The sequence below is a fragment of the Clostridium manihotivorum genome (genome assembly GCF_004015185.1).
Classification (GTDB): Bacteria; Bacillota; Clostridia; order Clostridiales; family Clostridiaceae; genus Clostridium_AR; species Clostridium_AR manihotivorum.
On record NZ_CP025746.1, the window covers coordinates 2,336,173 to 2,354,667 of the forward strand.

An 18,495-nucleotide genomic window follows, 5' to 3' on the forward strand; every position below is an offset into this window, starting at 1 on the left:
GCAATGAAAAAGATGACTTCTCAGATAGTTGTTGCTATCGTATGTGCGCTGCTAGGATTTTTATTGGCTTACCAATTTAAGCTTATAAATAATAAAGAAAGTGCCATAAAGGATAATGTAGATAAAACAGATGTTGTAGCTGAACTTGATGCTCTAAAGAAAGAAAAAGAAGAACTTTTAAAGCAGAATAATTCTTTGACAGATGATTTAAAGAAAATAGAGGAGTCTGCTGCAAAAAAAGGTGATGTTAATACCGAGATAAAACAACAACTTGATAAGACAAGAATGATACTTGGAACTGTAGATGTAAAGGGACCAGGTGTAATTTTATATCTTACTCCTAAATCCTCTTTCCTTACTACTAATGGTGCTGATTATATATCCGAAAATGAACTCATTCACATAGTAAATATATTAAACTTTTCAGGAGCAGAGGCCATTTCTATAAATGATAAAAGAGTTACTACTCAGACAGGTATAAAAAATGCTAGTAACTACATATGGATAGGTGCAAATGAAAGAATATCACCTAGTGATAAGATAGTAATAAAGGCAATAGGTGTAAAGAGTACCCTTGAAGCTGGATTAACCTTTCAAGGAGCTTTAGATTATGGAGTTTTATTCAATTACGAAAGAAAAATAGAAAAAAGTAATGAAATAACAATCCCTAAATCATCTCAGGTAATTCATAACGATAATATTAAAGCTGTACAGTAGGAGTTGATTATTAATGATAGCATTTATAGGGCTTTTAATTGGAATTATAGTAGGAATAGTATGGAAGGTTGATATACCTGAAAAGTTTTCGCCTTACATGTCTGTTGCAATACTAGCTTGCTTAGATTCAGTCTTTGGAGCTATTAGAGCAAGTTTGTCAAAAAACTTTCAAGCAGATATATTTATATCTGGATTTTTTGGAAATGCTGCACTTGCAGTTGCTCTTGCTTATTTAGGAGATAAACTTGGAATTCCTATATATATTGCAGCGGTAATAGTTTTTGGTGGAAGAATATTCGATAATTTTGCTATTGTGAGAAGGCTTTTAATAGAGAAAGCAAGATCCCGATAAAGGGGGGAATTTATGAAAAATAATGAAGCATCAATATTTGTTTTTATAGCTTCTATTATAATAGGAATTCTTATAGCTCTTAATATTAATTTAAAGGGAACCTCAAGAAGTTTTCAAATGAGCGCTAAGCAGTACCAAGATGCTTACAATCAAAAGAATAAATTGTATGCTGAGGTTTCAAACCTTAAAGATTCCAATTCAAAGATGTCCGATAAAATAAATAAATATAAATATGATGATACTAAAAATCAAAAGTTAACACAGGATATTAATAATGAATTTAATGATAATAATATGGAAATAGGATTTAGTGCTGTAAAAGGGAACGGAGTAAAATTAGTCATTAATGATGGTACTATAGATGATCCTAAAGGGTATGAACAGGAAAATACTCAACTTATTTTGTTAAAGACACTTCATGATGATGATATGATAAGAGTTGTCAATGAGCTTAGAGTAGCTGGTGCTGAAGCTATATCCATAAACGGCCAAAGAGTTCTCCCAAATACAGAGATACTATGTAGTTGGGCTTTTTTAAGAATTAACGGTCATCAAATACCAGCTCCATTTGAAGTAACTGCCATAGGGGATCCGGAAACTCTAGATAGTACTCTTCAAAGAGATGATGGTTTTATAAGATCACTTATCAACAGAGGAATTCAAGTTGATATTACAAAAGAAAATAATCTGAAAATTGATCCATATATAGGAGATATAAGTTATAATAATCTTACACCTAAAACAAAATAGGTGTAAGATTTAAATATTTTGAAGGATTTTTCATATTTATGAAGAATATAATATTTTAAAGAAGTGGAGGCATGATTATTTTGAATATCAAATACAATATAGAGCAGATAAAAGAATCAATGCCAAAGGATGTAACTTTAGTTGCCGTTTCTAAGACTAAACCTATTGAACTTTTGGAGGAAGCTTATTCAGCTGGCATTAGAGATTTTGCTGAGAATAAAGTTCAAGAGTTAATGGAAAAGTTTGAGCTTTTTCATAAGGATGTTAGGTGGCACTTTATAGGTCATTTGCAGACTAATAAGGTTAAGTATATAGTTGATAAGGCTTTTATGATACATTCCTTAGACAGCATAAAACTTCTTAAAGAGCTTGAGAAACAATGTAATAAGCAACAATTACAAGTAAACACACTTATACAAATTAATATCGGTAAAGAAGAAAGCAAATACGGTTTTTACGAAGAAGACCTTGATGAAATTTTTATTGAGGTAGAAAAATGTAATTGTGTTAAAATTAAAGGAATAATGGTTATAATTCCTAAAGGTGATGAAGAAAGTAACCGATATTATTTTAAGAGAACAAAAAATATTTATGAAAAAATCAAGGAACAGAAATACCAAAATGTAACTATGGAAATACTATCTATGGGCATGACTCATGACTATAAAACAGCACTAGAAGAAGGTGCTAATTTAGTAAGGATAGGTGAGGGTATTTTTGGTAAGAGAATATAAATAGGAGGATTAACTATGGCTGCAAAGATGTTTAGCAAGATGAAAGAGATTTTAGGCTTTGAGGAATACGATGAAGAGTATGATGAATTTGATGAAGCAGAGGAATTGGCAGTAGATGAAAATCTTGAACCTGTTTTAGCAGGAAAGAAGAACAATAAGGTTGTAAACATTCATACCGCAGCTTCTGCGAAAGTGATGATAACTAAACCAACAGCCTATGAGGATGCAACCGAAATATGTGATGCACTTAAGAGCAGAAAAATCGTAGTTGTAAATACTAGTAGTTTAGAAAACAGAATTGCCCAAAGACTTTTAGATTTCATAAGTGGTGCATGTTTTGCTCTAGCTGGAGAACTTCAAGAAGTTGAAAGAGGAGTATACATACTATCACCATCTAATGTTGAGGTTACTAATGAACTTAAGAGTGAACTTTCAACTAAAGGACTTTTCAATTGGTCTAAGTAGAGATATATCATTTTGTAATTTTATTAAGTTGTAAGATTTAATATGTCGTAAAGGCATCCTAAAACTAAAATTTAGTTATAGAGTGGTATATTTAAAGATCGGAGGAGATTTTTATACCTTTTATAAGAGAATTTATAAGCATATTATTTAATTTTATTGAGTTTATGATTTTAATTGATGCATTTTCATCCGTTCTCTTTATGGGTAAGGAAAATAAAGTAACTTATTATATAAAACTAATTACAGCTCCTATACTATCGCCTTTTCAAAAATTACAAAACAAGATTACGCCCAATTCACCTTTAGACTTTTCACCAATGATAGCTATAATAGTTTTATCCTTAGTGCAAAATATTCTTTTAAGTTTTATTTAACATGAACAAGAAAGAATTTATTTCTATATTAGGTGTAGATGACATAGGCGAGTATAGTAATTTATATAATAAGATATCATTATCCTTAGAAAGAGAAATACCCATAGTGACAAATGAATTTTACTCTCCTGTAGTATGGACCAAATTGCTTGAATATTTACAGGGAATAGGCATAAATTCTGTTGCCGAAGGTGGATTTACAGATAGCGAAAGAAGGATCTTGGCTATAAATTGTTATAGTATAGACTGGCCTTTTGAGATAATACAATTAAGCTATAATGGTAAGTTTGGAACTTTGGCACACAGAGATTTTTTAGGCGCAATTTTATCCCTTGGAATAAAGCGTGAAAAAATTGGTGATTTAAGAGTAAAGGATTTTAGTTGTTTTGTTGCAATACACAGCGATATAAAGGATTATATAGTTTCTAATGTGACAAAGATAGGTAGGCATAGTGTGTCGGTTAAAACCGTTGCAAATCCAGAAGATATTCCAGCAGTTGATTTTGAAGAGGTTATTATACAAGTCGCTTCTATGAGGTTGGACACCATAGTTGCGTCGATAAGCAGGAAAAGTAGAAATGATGCTATGGATCTAATTTCTAATGGGAGTGTGCTTTTGAACTATAAAGAAAATCGTAATAAGAGTACGGAAGTGAAATTAAATAGTACAATTACAATAAGAGGGACAGGAAAGTTTATCATAGTTGATATAGTGGGAAAGACCAAGAGCGATAACTTAAAACTAATGGTAAAAAAATATAAATAGCTGAGGTGATTAATATGAAGTTAACTCCCATGGAAATAACAAATAAGGAATTTAAAAGAGGCATAAGAGGATACAATTCAGAAGAAGTAGATGAGTTTCTAGAGCAAGTAGTTGAAGAGTATGAAAATTTATATAAGGAAAATGGACTTCTTAAAGAAAAGTTAGCAGCTGTAGGTGAAAAGGTTGAGCATTATGCAAAGATAGAAAATACTATACAAAATACTTTGCTTTTAGCACAAAATACCGCTGAGCAAGCTAAGCTAAATGCACAGAAGGAAGCGGAACTTATAGTTAGTAATGCTAATGAGACAGCACAAAGGATATTGGATAAGGCTCATAATGACGTAATACAGATAAATGATGAATTTGATAGAGTTAAGCAAGAATTTGTGAAGTTCCGTGCTAAATTCAGAAACTTCATGAAAACTCAATTAGAAACTTTTGATGATTTGGAGAAAGATCTTGTAAAGAACTATAACATATCACACCCTATTAACGATATAGTAGAAAAAGATATACATATTGTTCCTGAAGATAATACCATCAATACTTATAAAGAAGAAGAAGTTGAAAGCAAAAATATGGATGAAATAAAGAGCTTTTTTGCTAATAGATAAGCTATAAAGGTAAAAGCATTAAACCACTTCATTGTTATATAATATTTTTAATTTTCATTTATTAGAATGAGAATATTATATATTGGAAGTGGTTTATTTTCATTCATTTAGGAAGTTATACGATAGATAAAGCTATGGCTAAGTAAGCCAGGATGCTTTGGATATATATACTTGGAAGAATAAAAATAGCCGTTTGCTAGAATTTCTTCACATTATTGGTTTATTATATTCAATGTAATAAAAATATTTTCTTTTGAAAGAATAATAATATATTTCAAAATTCTTTTGAAAGGAATGATATTATGGATGGCAGGGATTTAGACAGATATCGTATTAAATTAAACAGCGAAAAAGAAAGAGTTTTAAGCTTAATCAAGCAGCTTAAAGAAAATGAGGCTGTAGACTCTTATGCTGAAATTGCATCAGAGCTTTCATTTTATGACAATCACCCAGCGGATTTGACTACGGAGACTTTTGATTTTGAGAGAGGTAAAGCTCTTAAAGGTAATGAAAAAGAGATATTAAGAAAAATTGATGACGGCATAAAGGCTATTGATGAAGGAAAGTATGGTGTTTGTAAAAGATGTGGTGGAGAAATAAGTAAAGAAAGACTTGACTTTCTTCCATATGCAGAATATTGTATTAAGTGTCAAAATGTTATTGGATCAATAAAAGAGTATAGAAGCAATAGGAGACCGGTTGAGGAGTCTGTCATAGGTAATCCTTTTGGATATGGATATAATGACTTCAATGAGTATGAAAAGGTTGGTTTTGATGCAGAGGACTCTTTTCAGTCTGTAGATTATTTTAACAGAATAAATAATGTTTTTGATAATTATGATGATGACGATATGTACGTAGATCCAGTTGAGAAAATAAGTAACGAACAATATAAAAGTCAACTACCAGATTAATTTTTATGGATGGGGGATATTTAAATAAACGATATGGATGAAGTAATTTTTCAAATAAATTTAGATGAAAAAGGTATGAGGATAGATAAGTTTTTATCGGGGAAAATTTTAGATAGGTCAAGATCACATATCCAAAATCTAATAGACAATGATGCTGTTTTGGTCAATGGTAAGAACATAAAGAGTAATTACAAATTAAGAGAAAATGATGTTATTACAATGAACATGCCAGAACCAGAGGAACTAAAGGTTGAACCAGAAAATATAGAAATTGATATAGTGTATGAAGATGAAGATATAATAGTTGTCAATAAAAAACAAGGTATGGTAGTTCACCCTGCACTAGGCAATTACAATGGTACCCTTGTGAATGCTTTATTATATCATTGCAAAGATTTATCTGGAATAAATGGAGTAATTCGTCCTGGGATAGTTCATAGAATAGATAAAGACACTTCTGGAATAATAGTAGTTGCTAAGAATGATTTAGCACATAGTAAACTAACAGAACAATTCAAGGTTCACTCAATTAAAAGAGAGTATTATGCACTTACAGAAGGAGTGTTCAAAAATGATAGTGGCTTGGTAGATCAGCCGCTTGCAAGACATCCACAGGACAGAATAAAGATGGCTATAGTTAAGGATGGAAGAAGAGCTGTGACTCATTATGAAGTTTTGGAAAGATATAAAAGCAATACTTTAGTTAAGTGTTCACTAGAAACAGGTAGGACTCATCAGATTAGAGTTCATATGGCGTATTTAGGACATCCTTTAGTTGGAGATCCAGTATATGGATATAAAAAACAGAAGTTTAAGCTCGAAGGACAAATGCTCCATGCTAAGACTTTAGGTTTTGTTCATCCTACTAAGAATGAATATGTGGAGTTTAACTCGGAGCTACCAGACTACTTTTTAGAGGTTTTAAGTAAGCTTTAATTATTGATAATAGTAAATTGAAGGTAAATAAATAATTTTGGAGGAGAGTATAACATGAATCTAAAGGCAATACTTTTAGATGAAGAAGCTATTAGAAGAAGTCTAGTAAGAATATCTCATGAAATAATAGAGAAAAATAAAGGTGTAGACGAAGTTGTTTTAGTTGGAATAAAAAGAAGAGGATTTCCTTTAGCACAAAGAATTGCAGAACAAATAAAAAAGATAGAAGGCATAGAAGTTCCAGTTGGAAGCGTTGATATTACTCTTTATAGAGATGATTTAACTGATATTGGGGACAAACCAACAGTTAAGGAGAGCGATATTGGGGTTGCAGTAAAGGATAAAAAGGTTATAATTGTTGATGATGTATTGTATACCTGTAGAACAGTAAGAGCTGCAATTGAGGCCATTATGGATGTTGGAAGACCTACTAATATACAATTAGCAGTGTTAATAGACAGAGGACATAAGGAACTTCCTATAAGAGCTGATTTTGTAGGAAAAAATGTACCAACATCAAAATCAGAAAATATAGGGGTAGAAATACTTGAGATTGATGGTATTGACTCTGTTAAAATATATGAAAGATAAACTTAAGTTAAGGATAGGAGTTTTTAAATGGATTACGATTTGATAGCTACCAGTACTTTTGGTATAGAATCAATTACTGCAAAGGAATTAAAAAAGCTAGGATATGAAGACTTAGTGATTGAGAATGGAAAAGTAACTTTTTCCGGAGATGAAATGGATATAGCCATCACAAATACCTGGCTTAGAACTGCAGATAGAATATTGATAAAAATGGCTGAATTTAAAGCAACAACCTTTGAAGAATTATTCCAAGGGACTCTTGCAGTTGATTGGGGAAGTTTAATTCCTGCTAATGGAAAGATGCATGTAGTAGGTAAATCAATTAAATCTACTTTGTTTAGTGTTCCAGACTGCCAGTCAATAGTTAAGAAGGCTGTAGTTAAAAGTATGCAAAGCAAGTACAACACTGAGTGGTTTCCAGAAGATGGTCCGATTTATAAGATAGAAGTTGCACTTCTTAAAGATATTGTAACACTAACAATAGATACTACTGGTCCAGGGCTTCATAAGAGAGGATATAGAGAAAACGCAGGTGAAGCTCCATTAAAGGAAACCCTAGCAGCTAGTTTAGTGCTGATTTCTAGATGGAATAACGAGAGCTTGCTTATAGATCCTTTCTGTGGTTCAGGTACAATACTTATCGAAGCTGCTATGATAGGCATTAACCAAGCTCCAGGTCTCTATAGAAGATTTGAGTGTGAAAATTGGCCTACTATGGACGCTGAAACCTGGGAGCAAGTAAGAGAAGGTGCACATAGTGCCATAAAAAATAATGATATGAAGCTTATAGGTTATGATATAAATGGACCTGTACTTAGAAAAGCAAGAGAGAATGCTCAAAAGGCTAAAATTGATAGATATATTGATTTCCAAAAACTAGACTTTAATGAATTGTCATCTAGAAAGAAAAATTGCTTTATTATAACAAACCCGCCTTATGGACAGAGAATTGGAGAGTTAGATGAAGTAAAGAGCCTTTATAAAAAGTTAGGAGAGTTCCATGAGAATCTTCCTAGCTGGGATATGAATATTCTTACTTCCTTTGAAGGCTTTGAAGCATTGTTTGGCGAGAAAGCTAGTAAAAATAGAAAATTATATAATGGTAAGATAAAATGTTATTATTATCAATATCTTGCAAAATAAAAAAAGTCGCTTAAGCGGCTTTTTTTATTTTGCCTATCTGCCTTTTCTGAACGTATGTGAATAAATTCTGGCAGGCGACATAATTTTGTTTTTTTACTGTTTACCTTAAACAGTACTGTAAACCCTCGATATTGCTAGGGTCAGATAATAAAGATATATAATGTTCATAACAGTAAAAAAAGAGTGTTTTTACACTCTTTTTATTTTTGGCTCCTCAGGAGTCACATATAGGGTTTTGTTAGTATAATATATTACCATTCCAGGTTTTGCGCCGGAAGGCTTCTTTACATTTTTAACTATAGTATAGTCTATAGGCACCTTTGTTGAATCTTTGCCTTTACTATAGTAGGCCGCTAAGTTGGCAGCTTCATTAAGGGTAACATCAGAAAAATCTTTTCCCTTTATTATAACATGGGAGCCAGGAATAACTTTTGTGTGAAGCCAAGTATCATTTTTGTCAGCAAATTTTAAAGTTAAGTAGTCGTTTTGAATATTATTTTTACCAACATAAATGTCTACTCCTTCTGAAGATATAAAGTGTATAGGTTTTGATGGATTCTGTGCTTTTCCTTTTGCTTTTTTGAATTTTATATATCCTTCATCAATTAGCTCAGATTTTATATCCTGTATTTCAGTATAATTTTCAGCATTAAGAAGATTTGTAAGTACTGAATTTAGATAACTATATTCTTCTTCATTCTTTTCTAATTGAAGTATTGCTGATTCTTCAGATTTTTTAAGTTTATTATATCTTTTATAATAGTACTGAATATTTTCTGAAGGAGTTTTGTTCTCATCGAGAGTTATTAGGATATCTTCTCCGTCTTCACTGTAAAAGTTTGATAGAGTAACTTCTTTTTGACCTTTTTTTATATTGTATATGAAGGCTGATAGAATATCTCCTTTCACCTTAAAGTCATTTTTTTCTGAACATTCTTCTAAGGTGCTTTCTAGGATTCTTCTCTTCTTTGAACATCTATCCATGTTGGTGGTTATAAGCTTTTGAAGATCCTGGGATTTGGAATGAAGTCTATCTTGCTTATCTTTAGTTGAGTAGAAGCCTTCAAGTAGGCTGGAGGCATCCTCATACTCAGCTTCCTCATAACCATCGTATATATCTAATCTTAAACAATAAAAATCCTTCAATACTTTAGTTTCCTTATCCATATAGGATATAAAAGTTTTTTTGTTATCTAAACTATCAAAAAAATCTTTTGTAAACTGGTATAAATTATTAATATCAAATATATACTTTTTTGTAAACATATTATATAATTCTTTTGATAAAATTTTACTAACACCAGTTAAGAGCTTTGAAAAGAAATTTTCATTAAATTCAATTTTGTTATCTGATAAAAAGTTTTCTAAAACATTTTTGTCAAAGGAAAAAGGATCTATTTTATTACTGTCTGGAGGTAGAACATACTGAACTCCTGGGTAAAGCACCCTATAACTATTGATATCAGGAGTTATATGTTTGATTGATTCCATAACTTTATTATCTCTTTTTCTAATTAAAGTTATATTACTGTGTCTTCCCATTATTTCAACTACTAAGGTATAGATACTATCGAATCCAAGTTCATCTGTGGATTCGAAATCAATTAATACTATTCTATCTCCTTTGTATTGGCTGATATCTAAGATCCTACTTCCAATGAGGTATTTTCTTAGAACCATACAAAACATCGGTGGTTGATTTGGGTTTTCCTTTGAGATTTTAGTAAAATGTATTCGTGGATTATTGGCACTTGCTGAAATAAGCAATTTTTGGCGGCTTGAGCCTCTAATCGTTAGAATAACCTCATCCTTCTCAGGCTGATTGACTTTATCTATTTTGCAATTTAATAAGTTTTCTTTTAAACTCTTTATTAGGGTTGATAAAAATACTCCGTCTAAAGCCATAATATCTTCCTTTCATACTTAACTAAAAATAGTATAACATTTTTCACCATTTTATATCAATAAAATGAGCTGGTGATAAAAAATGAAAAAAGTAATAGCTGCTTTAATGCTTATAATTATGAGCGTAATTTTATTTGGCTGTGATGATGACATTAAAGAGCCTTCAACAAATGAAAAAGTTGCTGTTCAGTGGCCTGAACATATGATGCTCTATTCTAGTGGTGATGATTATACTTATTATAGCATAACTGATGAGAGTGTCAGAAAAACAGAGGCGCTGGTAGCGGGCAATATATTGGATGTCAATGCTGATAAACATATATTGTTATATCAGGATGCAGATAAAAAGGGATACTATTTAAGTAGGGATGAAAAAAATATAAAATTAAGCATAAAAGAACAAATAAAGAGCTGTCAAATTAGTCCTGATGGTGAAAAGATACTTTATAGTGTAGAAAAAGAGGATGGTTCAGTAAGTTACTTTCTTTATGATGTGGAAAAAAATAAAAGCCTAGAATTAAGCGATTTAATGATTTCTGGGGATATGTATTTTTGGAAAGATAAAGATAGTATAATCTTTTATGGAATTGATGGAGAAAACAAAGGAGGAATATTTAAGTATAATTTAGATACTAAGAAAATAGAATCTAGCCTGATTTTAAAAGGGATTGTAGAGAAGTTTTTACAAGATAACGGATCAATAGTTTATATCTTAAATAAGGATGATAAGAGAAAAACTTATGTATTAGATACTAACACCTTCAAGGATAAATTAGTTTCTGACAAGATACAAAGTATTGGTGATATGACTTATGATGGAAAAGATTTATACTTTACTGGAATAATAAAAGATAATTTATATAGCTTATATAAGATTACCATGGCTCAAGAAAAGCCATTAAGATTGATTTATGATCTGCCAAGCAAAGTGGCTGAGAACAAAAAGATATTAAAATTGGGAAGTAAGATAATTTTAGTAGGCAAAGACGAAGATAATAACGAATTGGTAGCAAGATATAATATAACCGATAAAGCTATTGAGATATTGGTTGATAATATAGGACAATACGATATATTATTCTAAGCATGTGTTTAAATGAAAATTTAAGTACATGCTTTTTTCTTTGGGTTTATATAAATCAATAAAAGTATCATTGATAGTTTTATTGATTTATAGTATTTTTTTAGATTACAAAACTGAGATATCTATTCATCTGAACAGACATACTGCTTCAATCCAAAATCTAATTTCAAAGCTCCTCTGGGGTTTGAGAGTAGAATTTGAAGATATAAATTTTACTATGAAGGGATAAAAAAATATATATATATGTATTCAAAAATCCATCATATAACGTAATAGCTAAATTATTTACATGTAAAAGATAAAAAATATTCGTGTGTTACTAAAAAAGTGATTAAGGTTACTAAAACTAGGATACAATGTAAGCTAGGAGGGCTATTATGATAAATATTGATGAATTAAATATAGATACCTTAAAGAAAGTTTCTATGGATGCGGCGGTATCTATGAAGATACTACCTTATAGAGAAGATAAGGAAACCGTCTATGTGCTGTGTGTAACAGACTCTATTGAGAATAGTAAATATTTAAGATTTGTATTTGAAAAATCTATAAAATATAAGAAGATATCAGAGGATCAATTTGATAGGTTCATAGATGAGTTTTATCTTGCAGTTAGTAATAAAGGCAATAAATTGAATAAAGATATTATAGTTTCAGATATAATGCAAGAATATATAAGTTATGGAATCGATAAAGGGGCAAGCGATATTCATATTGAACCAATGGAAGCAGAGGCTGTTATAAGAGTAAGGGTTGATGGAAAGCTTTATATTTTTAGAAAGACCGATAAAGTCATATATAATTCACTTCTTACTAGAATCAAGCTCTTGTCAAATATGGATATAACGGAAAAAAGAAAGCCTCAAGATGGGAAAATACTTTTTTCCAAAAAAGGTAATAGATATGATATTAGAGTTTCATCAATTCCCACTGTTTATGGGGAAAAGTTGGTCCTAAGGATATTATATAACAGGATACTTCCCTTTGATATAAGTAGCCTAAGTTATAGTGAAGAACAAATTGAGAGTATAAAGAATATTGTTGAACTGAAGCATGGTTTAGTATTGGTCTGTGGGCCAACTGGAAGTGGGAAATCCACTACCTTGTACTCCATCTTAAGTAGTGTAAATAGAAATGATGTAAATATCACAACCATAGAGGATCCTGTGGAGATATTTATAGATGGAATAAGTCAAATAAATGTAAATGAGAAGGCTGGCATAACCTTCTCAAGTGGATTAAGGAGCATACTTCGCCAAGACCCAGACATAATCATGGTTGGAGAGATTAGAGACGAAGAAACTGCAAAGATTGCCTTAAGGGCATCAATAACAGGACATAAGGTGTATTCTACCATACACACTAATTCTGCTATAGAGGTATTTTCAAGGCTTAAGGATATGGGAATAGAGGAGTATCTACTTGTAGACGCTGTGAAAGGAGTTATATCCCAAAGGTTAGTTAGAAAACTGTGTATCTGTAAGGAGGAATATGCAGCAGAGGAACATGAGAAAATCCATGGAGAAGTAGAGCTTGGAACAAAGCTATACAGGGCTAAAGGTTGTGAGAAGTGCAGGGGTACTGGTTATTCTGGAAGAGTTTTAATAAGCGAAATTTTAACTGTAGATATTGAAAGTAAAAGTAGAATTAAGGCTTTTATAAGTAACCAAGAGGTTATAGATCCGCAGAAGGAACTTAAAAGGCAGTGTAAGGTGATGCTTATGAATGGTGTAATCTCTTTTGAGGATTATTTAGAATTTGTAAAAGGAGAAGCATTTTGATTAAAAATAAGGTCAATTATGATTCAATAATTAGGATAAGTTCAGATCTAGCCATATTATTAAGTTCAGGCATATCTATCTTCAACTCTTTCGAGATCTTAGCTAATTCTATAAGTAATAAGAGATATAAAAATATTTTGAAAAAGATTATTGAAAAGATACGTGAGGGTAGTACTTTATCTGAGGCTTTTGGAAGCTTTACAGATTATTTTCCCAAGCTATTTATACAGATGTTATTTATAGGGGAAAGCAGTGGTAACCTTGTTACTGCCTTAGAAGAACTTAGTACATTTTATAAAATAAAAAGTGAAATTCGAAAGAAGATTTTTAATCTGTCAATTTACCCAATGATGCTGTTAGGTACATTAGTGACAATGATAGTTTTCTATATTCAAGTTATAACGCCGTCCATAGGGGAATTTGTAAAGGGAATGGATAATAAAATCCCGTGGTATACTGAGAAAATCTTATCTGGGTGTAAATTTATAAGAGAAAATAATGCTCTTGTTATGACGGCTTTAATTTGCTGGGGAATAGGAACTGCTTTTTTATTATATCTTATAGCAAAGAATAAAGCAGTAATAGCAGTAGTTAGTAGAAGTAGATTAATTAGAGGCTTTAAAGAAGTTTTAGAGATAGAAGCCTTGCTACTTATAATAAAATGCGGGATTCCTTTGGTACATGGACTAGAAATACTAATAGATACCTTTAGTAGTGGTAATATTGAGTATGGTTTCAACGACATAAAAGCATCAATAAACAATGGAGTAACCCTAAGTGAGGCCTTTGCTAGCACAGAAAGCTTTTCAGATTTAACATTAAGCATGATTACTGTTGGAGAGGAGTCTGGAAGACTTGAATATACCTTGGAAAGACTGAAAGATATGCTTATGGACAACTTCAAAAAGGCGTTGGATAGGTTGACCGCCCTTATTCAACCAATATTAATATTAGTTATTGGAGTAATAGTATGTTTTCTCATTCTAATAATGATGGTTCCTATTTATTCAAGTCTAAATGTCTAAGTATAAAAAAAGGCTTAACCTTAATTGAACTGGTAGTTTATATTGCTATATTGCTTATTTTCCTAAGTGTCTTTGATATGTGCTACAAGGGCGTAAAAAAATTAGATGAAGATAAGTATAAAGAAGAAGTGAAAAATGAAATTCACAATTTAATAACCTATTCTACTTGCGCCTGCAAAAACAATAAACAGGACGGAAGAATAATTTTTGATAAGGATAGAGTTATCTTAAAGATAGGTGAAGACAAGAAGAAAGAAATAGATTTGAGAAAGGGTTATACTGTAAGTTTTAATGCTAGCTCTATAAATAATCTTATGGTCATAAATAATAACGGCAAGATATATACTGCTGGAACTATATTAATAAATGTACCAGATAAGAGCAGAATTACAATGAGTACTTCAGTAGATAGTTTATATGTTAGAGTTAAGGAATAAATATATAAGGTTTAGAGAAATAAAAGAAAAAGGAAACATACTTATTGATGCTGTAGTAGGAACAGCGATTTTATTATCTATGTCTGTAGCCATCTTTTTTACACTTGAAGTAAATGAAAAGAATTTAGCTCTGCATAAGCAAAGTACTTTGAATACTCAAGCTCTTGACTATGTTGTAAAAGAACTTAAATATAATTACAGCTATGATGAAATAAAAGCAAAAGCTATACAGCAATCTGGAATTTATAAATTTTCTGTAGCAAATCTAAATATAGATAATATCAAAGGAAAAGAACTTTTTTCTCTAGATAAAGAATGTAGCAATAATTATGTTCAACTTAAAATGGAAGAAGATATAAGTGGAGCTTTTGTAAAAATTGATATAAATATAGATAGTATAAAAAACGGAGTAAATATAAGTAAGTGCTATTCCATGAGAAAGGTTAAGATATGATGAAAAAGAAAGGATATGTTTTGACAGAGTTATTACTATACATATCTATTGCTATGGTTATTGTAGTACTTGCATTTAATGTTCTGATTTTGTCCTTGAAAGAATTAAAGCAGGGAAAAAGAGATGAGATAGCCTACGATAATATGATAAATTTAATCACTTATATAGATAATGCAATTAGAGAACCAATAAGCAAGAGCTTTAATGTCACAGATACCAAACTTACAATATCTCTAAACAATACTGACCATGAGGACGAAATATTAAGTTTCACATCAGGTGAGTTAAAGTTTTTAAGGATTGGTTATATTGGTAGCGGGGCCTCTAGAACAGCTGTATTGAAAGAAAGTAAAACTTTACTTTCTGGTGTAAGCAGTGCAAGTTTCTATAAAAAGAATAACTTAATGTACATCTATATAAAGGTTGGAGAAGAGGAGATAAAGAAATGTTTACCTTTAAGAAGTTAAAAAAAGGATATGTATCCTTAGAAGTATTGATAATATTGTCCATAGCCCTTTCTTTAAGTGCAATGGCAATAGCTAGGACAGAGAGAATATATAATATAGATAAGCTTCAGGAACAGGAGATTATTAATGAGATGAGCGAGGTAAGATGAAAAATAATTTTTTGCTTGTGGATTCTTATAAAGAACAATTTAGTTTAAATTTTGATAAAACTAGAAAGGTCGAAGTTGTAATCATTGATAAGGAGTTATTTGTAAGAGAATTTGAGTTTAGTAGTGGTAAACAACTTAAAAACTTTTTTCATAAGGACATAAAAGTAGCTTTCGAGACAGCAAAGTTCTTATTTCATTACGAAATAATTAAATCAAGAAATAAAATAAAGCTGATATTATATGGTATAAATGCTGTTGAGAAGGTTAAGGAAATATGGCAAAAGTACAAGGTGAAAAAGGTATTGCCTATACAGTATCTTTTAGCTTATTCGGTTAAGAAGGTTTCAAAAGGAAATAGCTTTGTGGTTATATATAGTCTTAAGGAAAGTTTATATATAGTAGATTTAGAACATGGACATATACAGTATAACAGATTATTCAAAATGTATAAGCAAGATGGAATAAATCTTGAAGTACTACTGGATTATAGTCAATATGACAGGAAAAAGCCTCTTTATGTAATAAAACAAGAGGATGAAGTAATTATAGATATTGAAAATAAATATGAATTTAAGATCATAGAAAGAGAGACTGTTAATGTACCTTAGAAAATATAAAGACTTTTGGCCTGAAAATATAATTGAAGAGAAAAACAAAGAGCTGTTGAGTGCTTTAGGTAGAGTAATTATATATATAATAATAGTAAATTTGGTGATTGCACCTTTCTCCTACAATAAATATATAGAGGTACAAAAAGAGGTGGAAAATAGAAGGTTGCTTAGTCAGCCTAAGCCTATAGTGATTGACAGCCATGAAAAGAAACATATAGATAAGGCTATTATAAATAAGATAACTAAGCTTATAGATGAACTAGCAGTTAAGAATTTTGCTTATGCTGATAATAATTTGACTTTTAGTGGCAATTACGCTGATATAAATAAATATCTTAAATATTTCTCGGAAAATAAGCTTAAGGTTGTATCTGTAGAAAATCAAAACAACTTGTTGAGAATAGTAGTGAGGATGCAATGAAAAAGTTTTTTGTAAAAATGTCTATGATTATTATTTTATTATTGGTTATGATATCTCAAATGCTTTTCAATTTAGATTATTTTAGACACAATACAAATGAAAATAACCCTGTTTCTGCGGAGCCTACTAATATGAAACTGGAAGAGAATAAATATACTAGTGATGAAAGTGACAAAGTTCCCTTTTACGAAGCTATTAATAAGTTTAAAAACATAGAAGGATTGAATATAACAAGTATTAATAGCAAAGAAGGATACAAGGAAATTAATTTCAACATCAATACTGAAGCCTCGAAATTAGTTAAAATATTTGATTTTTTGGAAGACAATGATATTATAATTATAAGATATGATATCGAAGAAAAAGATAGCAATTTAATATGCAATATTTTGGGGCAATATAAGGGGGAAGCAAATGGATAATTTAATTTTAGTGGGGATGCCTTGTTCTGGCAAAACTACTGTTGGGCAAATATTAGCAGAGAAGATAAAAATGGAGTTTTTTGATAGTGATGATTACATAAAATCGAAAACTCAGAAATCCATTGAGGATATTTTTAGTGAATATGGAGAAGGCTATTTTAGAGAATTAGAAAGAGATGTTATATTAGACGAAATTTCTGTTTTCCATAACACAATAGTTTCAACCGGTGGAGGTATGCCTACAAAGTTCGATAATATGGAAAGGCTGAAAAAATGCGGTACGGTAATATATCTTAAAAATACTGTAGAAAATTTAAACGAAAGATTAGATAGAAAAAATAGACCGCTATTTAAAGATCCTAATGCAATAAAAACTTTAGAAGAACTTTTAAATACAAGAAACTCAATATATGAAAAAGCTGATATTATAATTGATTGTGCTAGTGCCACACCAGAAGAAATCTGCGATAAGATTCTAGTGTCCATAAATAGTATGAACATCCATTTTTAATTAAAATAATTGCAATTAAGCTCACCTTCTGATAAAATATCATTGTTGTGTGTGAGTGAGAGGTAATGATCATTAAATTTTTAAAACGAAATATAACGATATTAGATATTTTATAGAGATTTATGCACTACGCTCAATAGCCCATAAAGAATTCGATTTTGAATTCACAGCTTAAGGTTGTTGGTATTAAAATACCTGAACGGGTTATAATATATAATGAATTAATAGATTTTGGAGGGATACCACTATGATATCAGCAGGAGATTTAAGAAAAGGTACAACTTTTGAATTAGATGGACAAGTGTATACTGTTGTTGACTTCCTACATGTTAAACCAGGAAAGGGAGCAGCATTTGTAAGAACAAAATTAAGATACGTAATGACAGCAGGAGTTGTAGATAGAAACTTTAACCCAACTGAAAAACTTCAAGAAGCTGTAATTGAAAGAAAAGAAATGCAATACTTATATTCAGATGGAGAGTTATACTACTTCATGGATCAAGAAACATTTGAACAAATTCCTCTTAACCATGAAAAGGTTGAAGATGCAATAAAGTTCTTAAAGGAAAATATGTTTGCAGTAATTAAATTCTACAAAGGTCAAGCTTTCTCAGTTGAAGCTCCAAACTTTGTTGAATTACAAGTTACTGAAACTGAACCAGGTGTTAAAGGAAATACAGCTACAAACGTTCAAAAGCCTGCAACTGTTGAAACTGGAGCTGTAATAAACGTACCTATATTTGTTAACGAAGGTGACGTTATAAGAATAGACACAAGAACTGGGGAATACATGGAAAGAGTATAGGCTGAATATATGCTAAGTTCAATATGGACTTAGCATATTCATTTCATAAGAAAACCTATTGAAG

At 30.7% G+C, this 18,495-nt stretch carries 25 protein-coding genes; 24 read left to right on the forward strand and 1 reads right to left on the reverse strand.

From position 1 onward, the window contains the following. Positions 1-3 precede the first annotated feature (3 nt). From C1I91_RS10405 to C1I91_RS10460, 12 genes are all read left to right on the forward strand, one after another. Complete coding sequence (locus tag C1I91_RS10405) at positions 4-717, forward strand: DUF881 domain-containing protein (RefSeq protein WP_128212824.1); 714 nt, start codon at positions 4-6, stop codon at positions 715-717. Between the two features lie 13 nt (positions 718-730). After that, on the forward strand, positions 731-1,069 hold the full coding sequence (locus tag C1I91_RS10410) for a small basic family protein (RefSeq protein WP_128212825.1): 339 nt from the start codon (positions 731-733) through the stop codon (positions 1,067-1,069). Positions 1,070-1,081: 12 nt separating this feature from the next. Further along, on the forward strand, positions 1,082-1,819 hold the full coding sequence (locus tag C1I91_RS10415; RefSeq protein WP_128212826.1) for a DUF881 domain-containing protein: 738 nt from the start codon (positions 1,082-1,084) through the stop codon (positions 1,817-1,819). Positions 1,820-1,899: 80 nt separating this feature from the next. Further along, positions 1,900-2,553: a YggS family pyridoxal phosphate-dependent enzyme gene (locus C1I91_RS10420; RefSeq protein ID WP_128212827.1), complete on the forward strand. Its 654-nt coding sequence runs from the start codon at positions 1,900-1,902 to the stop codon at positions 2,551-2,553. 15 nt (positions 2,554-2,568) lie between these two features. Then, entirely contained in the window at positions 2,569-3,018 is a 450-nt protein-coding gene (locus C1I91_RS10425; RefSeq protein ID WP_128212828.1) for a cell division protein SepF, read from the forward strand. A gap of 200 nt (positions 3,019-3,218) precedes the next feature. Beyond that, entirely contained in the window at positions 3,219-3,392 is a 174-nt protein-coding gene (locus tag C1I91_RS29735; RefSeq protein WP_420808468.1) for a YggT family protein, read from the forward strand. Position 3,393: 1 nt separating this feature from the next. Continuing rightward, the gene (locus C1I91_RS10435; protein ID WP_128212830.1) at positions 3,394-4,158 is read left to right on the forward strand and encodes a YlmH family RNA-binding protein; all 765 of its coding nucleotides are present in this window, start codon (positions 3,394-3,396) and stop codon (positions 4,156-4,158) included. Positions 4,159-4,172: 14 nt separating this feature from the next. Next, positions 4,173-4,775 (forward strand): DivIVA domain-containing protein, encoded by a 603-nt coding sequence (locus C1I91_RS10440; RefSeq protein WP_128212831.1) that lies wholly within the window; start codon positions 4,173-4,175, stop codon positions 4,773-4,775. A gap of 302 nt (positions 4,776-5,077) precedes the next feature. Continuing rightward, the gene (locus tag C1I91_RS10445) at positions 5,078-5,689 is read left to right on the forward strand and encodes a TraR/DksA C4-type zinc finger protein (RefSeq protein WP_128212832.1); all 612 of its coding nucleotides are present in this window, start codon (positions 5,078-5,080) and stop codon (positions 5,687-5,689) included. A 33-nt stretch (positions 5,690-5,722) separates the two neighbouring features. Further along, the gene (locus tag C1I91_RS10450; RefSeq protein WP_128212833.1) at positions 5,723-6,625 is read left to right on the forward strand and encodes an RluA family pseudouridine synthase; all 903 of its coding nucleotides are present in this window, start codon (positions 5,723-5,725) and stop codon (positions 6,623-6,625) included. A gap of 54 nt (positions 6,626-6,679) precedes the next feature. Then, positions 6,680-7,216, forward strand: coding sequence for a bifunctional pyr operon transcriptional regulator/uracil phosphoribosyltransferase PyrR (pyrR, locus tag C1I91_RS10455; RefSeq protein ID WP_128212834.1), 537 nt, complete (start codon positions 6,680-6,682; stop codon positions 7,214-7,216). Between the two features lie 27 nt (positions 7,217-7,243). Beyond that, positions 7,244-8,359 carry a THUMP domain-containing class I SAM-dependent RNA methyltransferase gene (locus C1I91_RS10460; protein ID WP_128212835.1) on the forward strand — a complete coding sequence of 372 codons (1,116 nt, stop codon included), beginning with the start codon at positions 7,244-7,246 and terminating at the stop codon, positions 8,357-8,359. A gap of 189 nt (positions 8,360-8,548) precedes the next feature. Here C1I91_RS10460 and C1I91_RS10465 read toward each other — a convergent pair whose 3' ends face one another. Further along, positions 8,549-10,264: an Rqc2 family fibronectin-binding protein gene (locus C1I91_RS10465; RefSeq protein WP_128212836.1), complete on the reverse strand. Its 1,716-nt coding sequence runs from the start codon at positions 10,262-10,264 to the stop codon at positions 8,549-8,551. 82 nt (positions 10,265-10,346) lie between these two features. Here C1I91_RS10465 and C1I91_RS10470 point away from each other — a divergent pair, with 82 nt between their 5' ends. The 12 genes from C1I91_RS10470 to efp all read left to right on the forward strand — a co-directional run bounded on the left by C1I91_RS10470 (position 10,347) and on the right by efp (position 18,431). Further along, positions 10,347-11,348, forward strand: coding sequence for a hypothetical protein (locus C1I91_RS10470; RefSeq protein ID WP_128212837.1), 1,002 nt, complete (start codon positions 10,347-10,349; stop codon positions 11,346-11,348). A gap of 377 nt (positions 11,349-11,725) precedes the next feature. After that, a complete protein-coding gene (locus tag C1I91_RS10475; protein ID WP_238475960.1) occupies positions 11,726-13,129 on the forward strand; it encodes a GspE/PulE family protein in 1,404 nt (467 codons plus the stop codon). Continuing rightward, positions 13,126-14,154 (forward strand): type II secretion system F family protein, encoded by a 1,029-nt coding sequence (locus C1I91_RS10480; RefSeq protein WP_128212838.1) that lies wholly within the window; start codon positions 13,126-13,128, stop codon positions 14,152-14,154. Before C1I91_RS10475 ends, C1I91_RS10480 begins: the two co-directional genes overlap by 4 nt. Further along, on the forward strand, positions 14,100-14,591 hold the full coding sequence (locus C1I91_RS10485) for a prepilin-type N-terminal cleavage/methylation domain-containing protein (RefSeq protein ID WP_128212839.1): 492 nt from the start codon (positions 14,100-14,102) through the stop codon (positions 14,589-14,591). Before C1I91_RS10480 ends, C1I91_RS10485 begins: the two co-directional genes overlap by 55 nt. Beyond that, a complete protein-coding gene (locus C1I91_RS10490; RefSeq protein WP_128212840.1) occupies positions 14,572-15,045 on the forward strand; it encodes a hypothetical protein in 474 nt (157 codons plus the stop codon). The genes C1I91_RS10485 and C1I91_RS10490 overlap by 20 nt, the downstream gene beginning before the upstream one ends. Next, a complete protein-coding gene (locus tag C1I91_RS10495) occupies positions 15,042-15,512 on the forward strand; it encodes a hypothetical protein (RefSeq protein WP_128212841.1) in 471 nt (156 codons plus the stop codon). The genes C1I91_RS10490 and C1I91_RS10495 overlap by 4 nt, the downstream gene beginning before the upstream one ends. Continuing rightward, positions 15,491-15,661, forward strand: a complete 171-nt coding sequence (locus C1I91_RS28105) for a hypothetical protein (protein WP_164880493.1) — start codon at positions 15,491-15,493, stop codon at positions 15,659-15,661. The genes C1I91_RS10495 and C1I91_RS28105 overlap by 22 nt, the downstream gene beginning before the upstream one ends. Continuing rightward, positions 15,658-16,269 (forward strand): hypothetical protein, encoded by a 612-nt coding sequence (locus C1I91_RS10500; protein WP_128212842.1) that lies wholly within the window; start codon positions 15,658-15,660, stop codon positions 16,267-16,269. The genes C1I91_RS28105 and C1I91_RS10500 overlap by 4 nt, the downstream gene beginning before the upstream one ends. Next, positions 16,259-16,693: a hypothetical protein gene (locus C1I91_RS10505; protein ID WP_128212843.1), complete on the forward strand. Its 435-nt coding sequence runs from the start codon at positions 16,259-16,261 to the stop codon at positions 16,691-16,693. The genes C1I91_RS10500 and C1I91_RS10505 overlap by 11 nt, the downstream gene beginning before the upstream one ends. Then, entirely contained in the window at positions 16,690-17,115 is a 426-nt protein-coding gene (locus C1I91_RS10510) for a hypothetical protein (RefSeq protein ID WP_128212844.1), read from the forward strand. Before C1I91_RS10505 ends, C1I91_RS10510 begins: the two co-directional genes overlap by 4 nt. Further along, positions 17,108-17,626, forward strand: coding sequence for a shikimate kinase (locus tag C1I91_RS10515; RefSeq protein WP_128212845.1), 519 nt, complete (start codon positions 17,108-17,110; stop codon positions 17,624-17,626). The genes C1I91_RS10510 and C1I91_RS10515 overlap by 8 nt, the downstream gene beginning before the upstream one ends. 247 nt (positions 17,627-17,873) lie before the next feature. Continuing rightward, entirely contained in the window at positions 17,874-18,431 is a 558-nt protein-coding gene (gene efp, locus C1I91_RS10520; protein WP_128212846.1) for an elongation factor P, read from the forward strand. Positions 18,432-18,495 lie beyond the last annotated feature (64 nt).

Bases quoted from the DNA above. Each gene is read 5' to 3' on its own strand.
- efp (WP_128212846.1), top strand. From the start codon at position 17,874: ATGATATCAGCAGGAGATTTAAGAAAAGGTACAACTTTTGAATTAGAT.
- C1I91_RS10445 (WP_128212832.1), top strand. From the start codon at position 5,078: ATGGATGGCAGGGATTTAGACAGATATCGTATTAAATTAAACAGCGAA.
- C1I91_RS10470 (WP_128212837.1), top strand. From the start codon at position 10,347: ATGAAAAAAGTAATAGCTGCTTTAATGCTTATAATTATGAGCGTAATT.
- C1I91_RS10515 (WP_128212845.1), top strand. From the start codon at position 17,108: ATGGATAATTTAATTTTAGTGGGGATGCCTTGTTCTGGCAAAACTACT.
- C1I91_RS10435 (WP_128212830.1), top strand. From the start codon at position 3,394: ATGAACAAGAAAGAATTTATTTCTATATTAGGTGTAGATGACATAGGC.
- C1I91_RS29735 (WP_420808468.1), top strand. From the start codon at position 3,219: ATGGGTAAGGAAAATAAAGTAACTTATTATATAAAACTAATTACAGCT.
- C1I91_RS10425 (WP_128212828.1), top strand. From the start codon at position 2,569: ATGGCTGCAAAGATGTTTAGCAAGATGAAAGAGATTTTAGGCTTTGAG.
- C1I91_RS10440 (WP_128212831.1), top strand. From the start codon at position 4,173: ATGAAGTTAACTCCCATGGAAATAACAAATAAGGAATTTAAAAGAGGC.
- C1I91_RS10460 (WP_128212835.1), top strand. From the start codon at position 7,244: ATGGATTACGATTTGATAGCTACCAGTACTTTTGGTATAGAATCAATT.
- C1I91_RS10410 (WP_128212825.1), top strand. From the start codon at position 731: ATGATAGCATTTATAGGGCTTTTAATTGGAATTATAGTAGGAATAGTA.
- C1I91_RS10485 (WP_128212839.1), top strand. From the start codon at position 14,100: ATGTTTTCTCATTCTAATAATGATGGTTCCTATTTATTCAAGTCTAAA.
- C1I91_RS10405 (WP_128212824.1), top strand. From the start codon at position 4: ATGAAAAAGATGACTTCTCAGATAGTTGTTGCTATCGTATGTGCGCTG.
- pyrR (WP_128212834.1), top strand. From the start codon at position 6,680: ATGAATCTAAAGGCAATACTTTTAGATGAAGAAGCTATTAGAAGAAGT.
- C1I91_RS10450 (WP_128212833.1), top strand. From the start codon at position 5,723: ATGGATGAAGTAATTTTTCAAATAAATTTAGATGAAAAAGGTATGAGG.
- C1I91_RS10490 (WP_128212840.1), top strand. From the start codon at position 14,572: ATGTTAGAGTTAAGGAATAAATATATAAGGTTTAGAGAAATAAAAGAA.
- C1I91_RS10500 (WP_128212842.1), top strand. From the start codon at position 15,658: ATGAAAAATAATTTTTTGCTTGTGGATTCTTATAAAGAACAATTTAGT.
- C1I91_RS10415 (WP_128212826.1), top strand. From the start codon at position 1,082: ATGAAAAATAATGAAGCATCAATATTTGTTTTTATAGCTTCTATTATA.
- C1I91_RS28105 (WP_164880493.1), top strand. From the start codon at position 15,491: ATGTTTACCTTTAAGAAGTTAAAAAAAGGATATGTATCCTTAGAAGTA.
- C1I91_RS10475 (WP_238475960.1), top strand. From the start codon at position 11,726: ATGATAAATATTGATGAATTAAATATAGATACCTTAAAGAAAGTTTCT.
- C1I91_RS10465 (WP_128212836.1), bottom strand. From the start codon at position 10,264: ATGGCTTTAGACGGAGTATTTTTATCAACCCTAATAAAGAGTTTAAAA.
- C1I91_RS10495 (WP_128212841.1), top strand. From the start codon at position 15,042: ATGATGAAAAAGAAAGGATATGTTTTGACAGAGTTATTACTATACATA.
- C1I91_RS10505 (WP_128212843.1), top strand. From the start codon at position 16,259: ATGTACCTTAGAAAATATAAAGACTTTTGGCCTGAAAATATAATTGAA.
- C1I91_RS10510 (WP_128212844.1), top strand. From the start codon at position 16,690: ATGAAAAAGTTTTTTGTAAAAATGTCTATGATTATTATTTTATTATTG.